Origin of the sequence: Syntrophotalea carbinolica DSM 2380, assembly GCF_000012885.1 — a bacterium.
In the GTDB taxonomy this organism is placed as follows: Bacteria; Desulfobacterota; Desulfuromonadia; order Desulfuromonadales; family Syntrophotaleaceae; genus Syntrophotalea; species Syntrophotalea carbinolica.
Genome location: NC_007498.2, coordinates 2,871,524 through 2,884,469 on the forward strand (window position 1 = coordinate 2,871,524; position 12,946 = coordinate 2,884,469).

Consider the following 12,946-nt stretch of genomic DNA (forward strand, 5'->3'; position numbering starts at 1 on the left):
CCTTAACATATTCCACGGGTTAGGTCTTGCCGAAAAACACCGACCCGCCCCGTCAGATGCGCGGGTCGGTCTTGCGGATAATAGCGCTCACGTTGTTTTTGTTGAAGCCTTTATAACCTTCGTCGCGCTGGATATTTTCCAGATGACTGCCGATAGCGCCCTCAGCGAGAAATTTATCCGCCTGTTCGCGGCTCAACAGCTTTTTGATCACCAGGGTCTCCAATCGATCCGCATCAACCGGCCACCGCTCGACAACGCTGAAAGCCTGCTTGAGCCAGGGAAAATCACTGAATGGGGCCATGAACGGTATGCCAAGCCGAGCAAGATCGGCGCTAAGGCGATGAAAATCGCAGCGCGCCGCGATATGGTGCATCCCCGCCGCGAAGATGGAGTCGCCGTGCAAAGCGCACCACAACCCCACCGTGCCGAGAGTTTCCCTCTCCGGCAGCTCTTCCCGGGAAAAATCGGTCTCCACTTCCTCCGGCGCCAGGTCGACATCGAGAAACAGGCTCAGCCCCGCAGCCCGGTTCTCCATGACCTGGGCTCCCCAGCCAGCCTGGTCGCCGGCATAGAACCGCTCCCGCGCGACAAAACCAAGTCGGGTAAACAGCTTGACCAACCGGGCGAAGTGCCGCCGCGAACTGCGAAAGGTATGGTGGTCATGGTTGCCCCAGCCCAATCCCAGCGCATCCTGTCGGCTTTTCTGCATTTGCCCGGCAGCATTGCGCGTCTGCCAGTAACGTCGCTCGCCCAGGCAAACCACGTGCGCAGCCAGATCCACCCCCAACCTGGCCACCAACTGTTCGGCGCGACGGAAGGTTTCCAGCCATAAACGATCCTCGTCAACCCCGAGACGCGGCCGCGTCTGCCATAATTCCACCGCCGCCAGATAATTCTGCAGCCAGTGTGCAGGTCGTGTGGCGGGATCGAACCCCAGGTTCCCACGCCTCTCCACCACGCACAGTTCGACTCCGCCTTCGCAATGGCACCTGGCACGCCGCAGTGGACTCGAAGGGCTGCCCTCGATAACAGCATCAAAATGATTGGCCTGCAGAAAATCCGCGGCACTGTCGACACGCAGGGCCACCGCGCTGTGGACGTTCATGGCGTTAGGGGCCAGCAGCATCGCCGGCAGCAGGGCACCCGGATGATAATAGGCCGCATGTCCTCCAAAGGGCTGCCGGAGGAAACCCAGGGTTTCCAACCGCTCCTGCAGCGCCGGCGTATCGGGCAGTTGCAGATAATCGACCCAGTCGATCAACCGGCAACTGGCCTGCTCGGCCAGTCGCCGGCGAAAATTCGCAAGGGTCCTGTTCTTCCGGGTGAGATCGTCGAGGGCATCGACAAAAAGTTGCTCCGCCGCTGCATGCTGCTGCCAGAAAAACCCCGTTGCCTCTACCATGACTCGCCTCCCGTATCGGCCAAATCGTCACGCAGGTGTTCGGTGATCGGACGTTCGCTGAATACCACACCGGGATTGAACAACCCCTGCGGATCGAAAATCTCCTTGAGTTCACGCATGTACCCGTATAGCGCCGGGCCCCATTCGCGCTGCAGGTACGGCGCCCGCAGGCGCCCCATGCCGTGTTCGGCGGAGATGGTGCCGCCATAGCGGAACACCACCTCGTAGACCGCTTCGGCGGTCTGTCGGATGCGCCCCGGCAGGTCCGGCAGCGTGACATCGAACAGCGGCCGCAGATGAAGATTACCGCTGCCGGCGTGACCGTAAATCAGGGCCACCAGCTGCTGCCGGGCAAACACGTTTTGCACATCGTGGATAAATTCGGACAGGTGCTCGGGCGGCACCCCCACATCGTTGACCACCGACAAGGCCCGCAGGTGCGGTTCGGGATGGCGGATCAGCCACAGGATCTGCTTGCGCAGCGTCCACAACTGCTCGATGCCGGCCTCGGCACGGGCTACCTGCAACGGCGCACGCATGCGAAAACCGCCGCGCTGCAGCACCTGCTCAACCCTGGCCACCTGCTCCATGCAGTCGGGGCCGTTCAATTCCACCAGCAGCAGGTGGGCTTTCATGGCCAACGAGGAGGGCAGCTCGGTATGCTGTTGCAAGACCTCCACGGTTTCGCGGCTGATGATTTCGATGGCGGCCACCGGCAGATTGCGCAAGGCAGTTACCGCACGCCCCGCTTCGACCATGCTGGAGAAGTAAAGCAGCACCGCCGCGCGCTGCCGCTCAAAAATTTCGCCGCGCAAGGTCGCACCAACCAGCACACCGAGGCTGCCGACGCTGCCGGCCAGCAACTGGGCAATCAACTGGCCGGGCGACACATCCGCCAAAAAAGCGAAAAGGTTATAGCCGCTGGCAATTTTGCGCCCCTGACGCTGGCGCAGCATCGACACCGCCCCGGCATCGCTGCGAATGCGACTTTGCAGATCGGCCAGTTGCCGTGTAAAGCGTAGCGGAATGGTCGCGGGATCGGCGCTATCGACCAGTTCGCCACGGTCGCTGACGAACACCACCCGCTCCAGAAAACGATCGATGGAACCGTACTTGAGGGCATGAGGGCCGCTCGCCTTGGTGGCGATATTGCCGCCGATGCGGCTGATATCGGCACTCGACACATCCGCCGGCAGAAAATACCCCCGCTGTTTGAGATAGGTCTGCAGATCGTTGTGGAGTACCCCCGCCGCGCAATGCACCGTAGCCTGACTGCCGCTGGCGGCAAACCCGTCAAGCCGCCCCCAGAAATCGTTGCGGGGCAAGGCCATGACGATCCCTTCGCCCAGGGCACTGCCCGCCGTACCCGAACCGCCGCCCCGGGCGGTCAGCGGCAGGCCCTCTTCGGCGGCCAGGCGCACCACTTCCAACACATCGTCCAGATGCTCGGGCAACGCCGCCGCCAGCGGTTCGATACGATAAATGCTCTGATCGCGCGTGTAAGGCCGCAAACTCTCACCGTCGGCCAGTACCCGCCCGGCGATCCGGCCGCGCAATTTATCCGCCAGCAACTTCCGATAATCGGCCCTCATGTACCGCTCCCCAGGCAGGGATCCTGCCTTATTTTCAGTTGCGCGAAATCCCCCTTGCGCAGCACCGTGCGGATAATATCCAAGGCCTGCGCGATCTCGGCGGACGTCACGACCAGGTGCGGACGAAACCGGATACTGTGCGACCCGCAGCCGACCAGCAACAGTTTCTTCTGGAAAAACGCCTTCACCAGCTGATCCCGCGTATGGCTGTCGGGCGCATCGAAAGCGCACATCAAACCCCGTCCGCGCGGATTGCTGACGAGGTGCGGGAACTCGGCAGCCATCTTCTGCAGTTCGGCCAGCAGCAACTCGCCCTGCACGCGGGCATTGTCCACCAGTCGCTGCTCCTCGATGATGCGCAGAATGTGAGTACAGCGCACCATATCGATCAGGTTGCCGCCAAAGGTCGAGTTGATGCGGCTGCGCTCCTGAAACACGTGGCAGCAGATCTCGTCGATCCTCCGCGAAGCCAGTATGCCGCACACCTGGGTCTTTTTGCCGAACGCCAGCAGGTCCGGCTGCACGCCGAAATGCTCAAACGCCCAGAATTTACCGGTCAGCCCCACACCGGTCTGCACCTCGTCGAAGATCAGCAGGATATCGTGGCGGTCGCACAACTGCCGCAGGGCCTGCAGAAACTCCGCACGGAAATGATTATCGCCCCCCTCCCCCTGGATCGGTTCGATAATCAGCGCCGCGATATCCTCGCTCCACTCGCCGATGGCCCCTTCGATCGCTCCGAGCGCCTCGTTTTCCAAGGTCTTAACCTGCGCCAGGTTCTCCGCATCCAGGGGAAAGGTGAGCTTCGGATTGACGATACGCGGCCAGTCGAATTTCGGGAAAAACCGCGTCTTGCGCGGATCAAAGGTATTGGTCAGCGACAAGGTATAGCCGGTTCGCCCATGAAATGCCTGACGGAAATGAATGACCTGGCTGCCGGCATCGTTGCCCGGCTGCGCAGCCAGATTTTTGCGCACCTTCCAGTCAAAGGCGGTTTTCAAAGCGTTCTCCACCGCCAGCGCGCCGCCATCGATGAAAAACATGTGCGGCATCTCCGGCGGCACGGCGATACGGGCAAAGGTATCGACGAATTCCGCCATGGCGGTGGTATAGACATCGGAATTGGAAGGCTTGTTGACCGCCAGCTGTCCCAACCGATCACGCACCCGCAGCAAGCCCGGATGGTTGTAGCCCACCGCCATGGACGCATACATGGAGAAAAAATCGAGATAACGCTCGCCGGTGCGCGCGTCGACAAACCAGCTGCCCTGCGAGCGATCCATGTCAAGGATGATGTCAAACCCTTCGGTCAGCAAATGGCGGGATAATACCTGTTTGACGTTCTGAGGTCGGATCACGGCTCCCTCCGGTATCAACAAGATGTTTCGGATTCCGCATGGTTTGCTATTAAGTTTAGCAGCGTCGAAGGTTTGGGCAATGGGGTATCGGTACCAGCGACTCTCTATTTAATCGCTTTGAATCCCGTGGCATGCGGCAATGGGAAACTGGCTGTATCGATGGATAATTCGGACAAATCAAACATTAAAATATTTGACAGATGACATTCGTTGCAAGTATTTATGAATATCGTTTTCATTTAAATGAAGCGCCAAAGAGCAAAACGGAAATGGCAAATGAGATGAATCAATACCTGACTTCTGATAAACAGAGTGTCGGATGTGTCGAGCCCCGGGCTTCACACATCATCAGCAAAAGGAGGCAATTGTCGTGTATACCGAACTGGTAATGGATCATGCTATGAATCCGCGCAATATCGGAACCATTGATGGCGCTCAATCCATCATTAAGGTGGGCGATCCAAAGTGTGGCGATAGCCTTCTGCTTTTTCTCAAATTCGGCAACGGCGTCATCAACGATGCGAAATTTATGATCAAAGGATGCCCCGCCGCCATCGCAACCTCCTCCATGACCACCGAAATGGTCAAAGGGATGACGCTGGAAAAAGCCCTTGAGCTGACCGACCAGCAAGTCGCCGATGCTCTGGGCGGCTTGCCGGAAGAGAAAATACACTGTTCGTCCCTGGCCGTCGGTGCGGTGCATGCCGGCATAAAGAACTTCATGGCGTCCGGCGACGGAAATAATCAGGAGCCGTAAAAAAGACATCGGGCATGGGGAGCGTTCCGAAACGATTGGCGTCCAGCGAAACCGTCCTAATAAAAGATATTGAGAACCCTCGATAAATCATAAAAGCTCGTCCGATATAGCGGGCGGGCTTTTACATTGAAAAATGCCTGATGGATACATATATTTCCGCATGCCATAACCTGTCCATCTCGGCCGCAATATGCGCCGTGAAAACATTCATAAAAAATTCAAGACGACACGGTAACATCCAAGTTGTTTTTTCGGTTAAAGCCTTTCCATTTACAATGCGAACAAAAAGTGTTGCAAAAATGTTATAAAAAAAGACTTAACAAATACCGAAAAGATGGCCACAACGCACGGATAATGTTTTACACTGGTTTTCATCCGATTCCCGAGAGCATACGACACTGGGGGAATGTCGGATCATCGCCTGAAACCAAACGATAGGGATCAAGGAGCTTCCCTTCCATGGACCAAACACTGCATGCACAATTGACATCCCTCAAGCATCTGCTGGCCAGCGAACGCAAGTGCGCCAGAGAACTCGACATGCAGGGTTTGGAAGCCCTTCTGGTGGAAAAAAATGATCTGATGGCCAGGATCGATGCCTGTGCCGTTACCGACCTGCCTGCGGCAACCCGTCAACTGATCTATGACATCCGCTTCGACATACGCCGCAACACCCGTCTTTACCACTTTGCCATGCATACCATTCTCGGCCTCTGGACGGTCCATTGCCGGGATGCCGGCAGCCAGGGTTACGGTCCGGCAGGACAAAAAGCCGTCAATCGCCCGCAACGACACCTGTTGTCCGGAAAGATTTAATAATGAGCGACCTTATCTCTTCTCTCCAGTCCGGGCAGAGTGTCCCATCGGTCAACCGGACCGGACGCGAGATAACGGACAACGATGTCGCCAACGCCAAGAACGGCTCCCGGCAACCGGCACAGATTTCACAGCCTCCCTCCCTGGCCGCGCACGGCGATTTCACGGCTCGAGCAGCTGTTGGCAGCGGCATTGCCCGCGCCGAAAACAACCTCATCACCAACCAGCTGGTGAGCAGACGTTCCGGTTACGGTGAAGCATCGGCACAGGCCGGTGCCCTGGCAAAACTGGAGGGCATCATCTGTGCCCCCGCAAGCGACCTCTGCTCGACCATGGCTGCTCTTTTCGATGGCCGGCAGGCCTTCGCCTCTCCCCCCGAACCAGGCCGCGAACGGGAAAAGGTACTGGCGACAGGCAAGCAACTGACGGACACCTTCCGGCAGATGGATCGGGAACTTGCCGAAGTTCAAGCGGAGATCGACCAGGATATAGCCTCCGCGGTCGATGACCTCAACAAACAACTCATGCAGATCGGCGACGTCGATACCCGGATCGTCACCAGGGAAGCGGGCGGAAACCCGGCCGACACCCTGCGTGACGAACGAAACCGGTTACTGCAAACGGTCGCCGAAACCGTCGGCATCCAGTATAACGAGATGGACACTGGCGGCGTGTCGGTGCAACTGCCCTCCGGCGCACCGCTGGTCATGTCCGGCGACGTCGGCTGTTTCTCCAGCGAGTGCCGCGAAGGCAAGGTCCTGCTCAGCCTGAGCCATGGCGCAACCTCCACCGACTTGAGCACCAACGACCTGGGCGGTAAAATCGGGGGATTGATGACCGTCCGGGACGAAACCATTGAAAAAACGCGTACCGCCCTCGACCAATTGGCCGAGGAAATCGCGGCAAGGGTCGACACCATAGATTCATCCCAGGTGGTTATGGATGGCAACACCGGCCAGGATTTTTTTAATGGCGCGACCTCCTCGAACGGCAGTACCACCTTGCTGGAACGGTACCGGCAGTTGGCCGCCGGCATCCGCATCGAAGTGAGCCGCAACACTACCGCTTTGGAAAGCGACGAAGACTCCCTGATCCAACTGCAAAACCTGCAGGACACCATCGCCGGAGCTTCTCCGGAGGAGGAAATGATGTTGCTTTCACAATACCAGGGCGGCTACCAAACCGCGGTGAAGAGCCTTTCCCTGGTGCAGGGCATGCTCGACTCCTTGCTGGCCAGGGATTAAAGGACATACCCCGGCTGACGCTCCGAAAAACAGAAGCAAAAACAACCTTGCGGATACAAAAATGCCCTTCCCTTTATCCGGGAGGGCATTTTTGTCATACGTATATCCAGCTGCCGGCATAAAACCGGAACGCCAGGGAACCGGCTTACGGCCGATTTCAGGCGATTTTGGTGGCCATGCGGATTTCCGGCGGTTCTGCGCACATATCACCGACCAACCCCAACAGAGATTGCAAGTAAGGCATCGCCAGATGTTTTTCCAGATCCTCTTTGCTTTTCCAATTTTCGAGGAAAACCATGATGGCGGGGTTATCGATATCCTGATGCAACTCGTAGGAAATGCAACCCGGTTCGGCACGGGTCGGTTCGATACGCTCCAGAAATTCTTTTTTCAGTTCCTCTTCCTTGCCGGCCTTTGCGACGAATTTCGCGACAACGGTTAATGCCATGTGATGCCTCCTTAGAAAAGTCAGAGTGACGGAATGCACCAGCCTGATGGATTCCCCCATCCCGGGGCGCCATGTAACTGATGCGCTTAAATAATGAAATAGCCCGTATTATGCCCCCGGCATGGAGGCGAATCCCTTCAGCAGGCGGGATGGGCTGGCCGGGCCAAATAGGCCGAAAGCCTTGCGCCCCTTAAGCACGCCTTCCGCTGCCGGAATGTGCGGTCCGTGACAAACCACTGCAAATAATAAGATTACGTTGCGACATAGCGTATACCGCTTTAACTGTTATCCCATATTTTCCCATCCATGTGTATATTTTTTTTAGAAGAAACACATCCTCCTGCGATACCTCGCTTAGATGCGATGGCTGTTTCTCCAGATTTTCATGTGCTGCGCCTGCCTGATCAGCTCCTCGCGAAAATCGGGATGGGCGATGGAAATGAGAGCCTCGGTGCGCTCCCAGGTGCTTTTTCCTTTCAGGTTGACCTTGCCGAACTCGGTGACCACCCACTGAACGCAGGTACGACTGTCGGTGACGATACTGCCGGAAGCCAATGTCGGCACGATGCGGGACTTGACCTCTCCGTCCCTGATACAGGTCGAGGAAAGGCAGATGAAACTTTTGCCCCCATTGGATACATAAGCGCCCATGACAAAATCAAGTTGGCCGCCGGTCCCGCTGATATGCCGAGTACCGGCCGACTCGGAAGAGACCTGACCGAACAGATCGATCTCCACGGCGTTGTTGATGGAAATGAAATTGTCGATGACGGCCACTTTGCGGACATCGTTGCAATAATCCACCGGGCAGCTCATGATTTCCGGATTGTTATGGAGGAAGTCGTACATCTTCCGGGTACCGGCGGCGAAAGCGAAGACCTGGCGAAAGCGATCTATGGATTTGCGCGAACCGTTGATCTTGCCTTGCAGGGACATATCGACGAAAGCATCGACGTACATCTCCGTGTGTACGCCCAAATCCTTCAGATCGGACTCCGCGATCAGCCTACCGACGGCATTGGGCATGCCGCCGATGCCGAGCTGCAGACAGGCGCCGTTGGGGATTTCCTCCACGATAAGTTCCGCGACCTTCTTGTCCACCTCGGTGAGAGGAGCGGAGTTCAGTTGCGCCAACGGTGGATTGTCCCCCTCGACGATAAAATCCACCTGGGAGATATGGATGGCTTCCTCGATGCCGCCCAGACAGCGCGGCATATTTTGATTGACCTCCACAATGATGACCCTGGCCTGTTCGCAGACCGCCATCATGTGTGAAGCCTGAGGGCCGAAATTGAAATAACCGTGTTCGTCCATCGGCGCGACTTGAAACATGGCCACGTCAATGGGGCCAATACTTTCCCGATAAAAACGGGGCAACTCCGAATAACGCATGGGACCGTAGTAGCCGCAACCCATGTCGATAATTCTGCGGTCGATGCCAGAGCAATGCCAGGCGTTCCAGGTAAAGTGTTTCTTCGGATTCGGGACAGCGCAGATTTCCGGCATCCATAGAGATATCCCCCCTCGCACTTTGACATCCGACAACTCTTTGGCACGGGCTGCCAACGCCTTGTCCGTAGCCACGGGATGACCAAGGCACCAGCCATAGTCCACCCAATCACCCGACTTGATAATGCTGACGGCCTTCTCTGCCGTTGTCCGCTTTTTTGCATATAGGTCGCTATGCGCCATCGTTTTTCCTTCTTAAATGTAATTTCGCTTACATGCGTGCAAAGCCGGGTTGCCGACAGTTTGCAGCAACCAGACAATCCGGCCTCTTCCGGATTTTCCCGGGACGGTTCGGGAGATAGTTTTGTTTTACAAAAAATGCATGCAACACGCTATCGCCCGAAATATGCAATTTTGTCCCGCATTCTAGGGATAAACGACCAGGCCGCTTCGCTATAAACCAATGAGCCCCTAAACGGGCTTTTTTGCAACCGAACCGGATGCAAAGCATCCCGCATATTTCGTCTTTTCCACGCTGTCTAAAGAATAGGCAAACAGGTGATTTCTTCGAAAAATCAAGCAACACCAGATGTATTAACCGAGTTGTGCCGGGAGTTTTACACAGCCTCTGTGGATAGCGTGAATAGATATCCCCCTATGCCTGGTGGCCCTCGTTCAAAGGGCCTTGCCCTGTCCCCGCACGGATTTCCACCGTTGCAGTTACAGCTTTGACAAGCACTTCCGGCTAGCTACACTTACGAAACAACGGGGCAGGATTTCTCCAATGATTGCAGCCTGGTATAGTAGTCAGGCACCATACAGGGAATGCACCACACAGCATTACTTCGGGGAGTAACCAATGAAGATCATCGTATTAAACGGCAGCCCCAAGGGCGAGCAGAGTATCACCATGCAATATGTCCGCTACCTCGGCAAAAAGTTTCCCCAGCACGAGTTCCCCATTCTGCATATTGCCCGCGATATCCAACAAATCGAAGGCAATCCACAACGGTTCAAAGAGATTCTCGAAAGTATTGCGGAAGCTGACGGCGTCCTCTGGGGGATGCCTCTTTACTACCTAATGGTGCATGCCCACTTGAAACGCTTTATCGAGCTCCTCTGGGAGCGCCAGGTGACCGACGTCTTCAAAGGTAAATACGCTCTTGCCATAGCGACCTCGGTACACTTCTACGACCACACCGCCCTGCAGTATATGCGGACCGTATGCGCGGACCTGCAGATGTGCTTTATCGATGCCTTTTCCGCCGACATGCAGGATTTACTCAAAGAACAACACCGTCGACAGCTGTTGATCTTTGCCGAAAACGCCTTCCGGACCATCGAGCAACATGGGCCGACCTTCACGACACCGCTCCCGGCGGCCTCCACCCCACCGATCTATCTACCGGGTGCGGACCCGGCACCACTCGATACCCACGACCGGACCATTCTGATCATCACGGACGCCGTAGACCCCGAGGACAATCAGTCAAGAATGGTCAAACGGTTACTGGCCAATTTCGGCAACCGGGCCGAAGTCGTCAACCTTCACGACCTGAATATCAAGAGCAGTTGCATGGGCTGTATTCAATGCGGCTATGACAACCGTTGTCCGCTGGAAGACCTCGATGACTTTATCCCTTTTTATCGTGACAAGGTCATGACCGCCGACATACTGATCTATGCCGGCACCATAAAGGATCGTTATCTGTCAGCACGCTGGAAAAGCTTTTTTGACCGCAGCTTCTTCATGGGCCACACGCCAACGGTACGCAACAAGCAGGTCGGCATCATCCTGGCCGGACCATTAAGCCAGAATGGACACTTACGGGAGATTCTCGAAGGCTATTTTGAAATGATGCAGGCAAACCTGGTGGGGATTGTCGGGGACGAAAGCGACGGCACAACGCCCCTTGATATACTGCTTGATCTGCTGGCGCAACGATTGATCGCGTATAAAGAACAGGATTATATAAAGCCCAGGACCTTCCTCGGCATTGCCGGCAGCAAACTCCTGCGAGATGAAATATGGGGGCGCCTGCGTTTTCCTTTCGTAGCAGACCACCGGTTTTTCAAGCACCACAAGGGCTACGATTTCCCACACCGAAACTGGCGCGTCCGACTTAAAAACGGTCTTTTGCTGTTATTGGCAAGGATGCCCCCGATCCGGAAAAAAATTTACCGACAGCACTTGAAAGGGGAGATGATCAAATCGCTACAGAAGGTGGTTGATGAGGCATGAATCTCTGGTTGAATAACTGCACGTTGCCTGTGCTGAAGGAGAGGTGACAAGCTCAGCCATCGTCGCAGAAAGTTATGCCGGGCACGGCTGAGCAATTGGAAAACAGGGGGAAAAGCTAAATAGCACTGGGGGCCGGTTTCACAGAAACCGCCGGCAGGGTCACGGTCTGATTCTTCCCCTGTTTTTTGGACTCGTACAGGGCGGCATCGGCCCGCATCATGAGATGATCCAGCGTCTCACCCTCGTCATACATCACGACACCGCAACTGATGGTGACCGCAACCTCGTCGCAGCTGCCGGAAACTCCGTTTAACAGGTCCCGGTTGCAAATTTCCTCCCGCAACCGTTCAGCCACCTGCCGGGCATGGGCCAAGTCATTGTGAACCAGCAGCACAAACTCGTCGCCCCCCCAACGCACCACCAGATCATCCTGACGGATGTGCTCATCGGCAAGCCGGACAACCTCTTTAAGAACCTGGTCCCCGGCCATATGCCCAAGTTCATCGTTGATGGTTTTGAAATCATCAACATCGAACAAAACCACGGAAAACGGCCGCCCCTGCCGTTTGCTGAGGTAACAGGCCATGTCGAAGCATCGATCGAACTCCCTCCGGTTCCAGGCCCCTGTCAATTTGTCGGTGGTGGCCATCTCCTCGAGCGTGTTCTGGAAGCGGTTGACGGTATAGATGGTGATGCCAAGAACGACAACGATGATAAGAAGGTCGAAAATAAGGCTTTCGTAAAAATTGCGACGGATTCCGGCGATGGCCTGCGTTTCATCCTGCTCAACGAACAAAAACCATTCAAATTCGGGAATATAACGGGAGGTCAGAAGAATGTGCCGCCCATCGCGCCAGAAATCAAAACAGTCGGGTTCCGGCTTGACCACCAGGGCCTGCCGCGCGATCTCTTTGAGTCCTTCCTGGTCCGAAATATTTTCCCGGTCCACCAGGGTCTGGTCCTTATGCACCTTGATAAGGCCGTTTTGATCCACCAGGTAGATATCCCGCCCATAGCGCTGCCGGTAGGATTTGAGAAGATTGGCCACCATCTCCATGTTCAATCCCACGCCGGTCACGCCAAGCAGATTGCCCTGATAATCGTTGAGGCGGTGATTGATAAAAATGGTCAGACCATTTTCGGCCGCCTCGTTGGTATCGACCACCAGATCGTAAGACTTATTCAAAGCCTTGAATTCGGGATACCACACGTCGTGAGGGTCTGCTGGACTTATTTTTTTGAGGATGCCGTTGAAGTGATAGTAGAAACCGGTCTTTTCCGAAACAAAAAAGGTGGAAAAAAATCCGTACTTCTCCTCGATCTCCTGCAGATAGCGGGTGATTTTATCGACATCCTGCTCACCGCCAAGAGCCCAATCCTTGAGAAAGGTGTCGTTGGCCATCAACGAGGAGATAAAGATGGGGCGCATCAGATCGGATTGAATCTCGGAATAGATATTGTCACGGGTCAGTGGCAGCGCATGCTCGACGATGTTTTTACGCACCGAGCGGATCGACACCCGGTAATTATTGAGATTGGTCAGGACAAACCCTAAAAGCAGAATGGTACTTAAAGAAACTATAAATTTTGTCTTGAGGGTAAGCCGCCGCATTTACCACCGTCTCCACGCCGAAAAAT

10 protein-coding genes are annotated in these 12,946 nt (G+C 55.7%); 4 read left to right on the forward strand and 6 right to left on the reverse strand.

The window, feature by feature from the left end:
• Window positions 1-52: 52 nt before the first annotated feature.
• The 3 genes from PCAR_RS13325 to lat are packed head-to-tail and all read right to left on the reverse strand — an operon-like array spanning window position 53 to window position 4,352.
• Window positions 53-1,402 carry a hypothetical protein gene (locus PCAR_RS13325; protein WP_011342204.1) on the reverse strand — a complete coding sequence of 450 codons (1,350 nt, stop codon included), beginning with the start codon at window positions 1,400-1,402 and terminating at the stop codon, window positions 53-55.
• The gene (locus PCAR_RS13330) at window positions 1,396-2,994 is read right to left on the reverse strand and encodes an FAD-binding oxidoreductase (protein WP_011342205.1); all 1,599 of its coding nucleotides are present in this window, start codon (window positions 2,992-2,994) and stop codon (window positions 1,396-1,398) included. Before PCAR_RS13330 ends, PCAR_RS13325 begins: the two co-directional genes overlap by 7 nt.
• Window positions 2,991-4,352 (reverse strand): L-lysine 6-transaminase, encoded by a 1,362-nt coding sequence (gene lat, locus PCAR_RS13335; protein ID WP_011342206.1) that lies wholly within the window; start codon window positions 4,350-4,352, stop codon window positions 2,991-2,993. Before lat ends, PCAR_RS13330 begins: the two co-directional genes overlap by 4 nt.
• Before the next feature lie 370 nt (window positions 4,353-4,722).
• Between lat and PCAR_RS13340 the strand changes: the two genes are divergently transcribed.
• From PCAR_RS13340 to flgK, 3 genes are all read left to right on the forward strand, one after another.
• On the forward strand, window positions 4,723-5,109 hold the full coding sequence (locus tag PCAR_RS13340) for an iron-sulfur cluster assembly scaffold protein (RefSeq protein WP_011342207.1): 387 nt from the start codon (window positions 4,723-4,725) through the stop codon (window positions 5,107-5,109).
• Between the two features lie 459 nt (window positions 5,110-5,568).
• The gene (locus PCAR_RS13345) at window positions 5,569-5,925 is read left to right on the forward strand and encodes a flagellar biogenesis chaperone FlgN (protein WP_011342209.1); all 357 of its coding nucleotides are present in this window, start codon (window positions 5,569-5,571) and stop codon (window positions 5,923-5,925) included.
• A gap of 2 nt (window positions 5,926-5,927) precedes the next feature.
• The gene (gene flgK, locus PCAR_RS13350) at window positions 5,928-7,169 is read left to right on the forward strand and encodes a flagellar hook-associated protein FlgK (RefSeq protein ID WP_011342210.1); all 1,242 of its coding nucleotides are present in this window, start codon (window positions 5,928-5,930) and stop codon (window positions 7,167-7,169) included.
• Window positions 7,170-7,326: 157 nt separating this feature from the next.
• Here flgK and PCAR_RS13355 read toward each other — a convergent pair whose 3' ends face one another.
• Window positions 7,327-7,617 carry a putative quinol monooxygenase gene (locus tag PCAR_RS13355; protein WP_011342211.1) on the reverse strand — a complete coding sequence of 97 codons (291 nt, stop codon included), beginning with the start codon at window positions 7,615-7,617 and terminating at the stop codon, window positions 7,327-7,329.
• 354 nt (window positions 7,618-7,971) lie between these two features.
• Window positions 7,972-9,309, reverse strand: coding sequence for a butyryl-CoA:acetate CoA-transferase (locus PCAR_RS13360; protein ID WP_011342212.1), 1,338 nt, complete (start codon window positions 9,307-9,309; stop codon window positions 7,972-7,974).
• A 616-nt stretch (window positions 9,310-9,925) separates the two neighbouring features.
• On the opposite strand from PCAR_RS13360, the gene PCAR_RS13365 reads away from it, so the two are divergent.
• Complete coding sequence (locus tag PCAR_RS13365; RefSeq protein ID WP_011342213.1) at window positions 9,926-11,308, forward strand: NAD(P)H-dependent oxidoreductase; 1,383 nt, start codon at window positions 9,926-9,928, stop codon at window positions 11,306-11,308.
• Between the two features lie 115 nt (window positions 11,309-11,423).
• Here PCAR_RS13365 and PCAR_RS13370 read toward each other — a convergent pair whose 3' ends face one another.
• Window positions 11,424-12,920, reverse strand: coding sequence for a sensor domain-containing diguanylate cyclase (locus PCAR_RS13370; RefSeq protein WP_011342214.1), 1,497 nt, complete (start codon window positions 12,918-12,920; stop codon window positions 11,424-11,426).
• Between the last annotated feature and the right edge of the window lie 26 nt (window positions 12,921-12,946).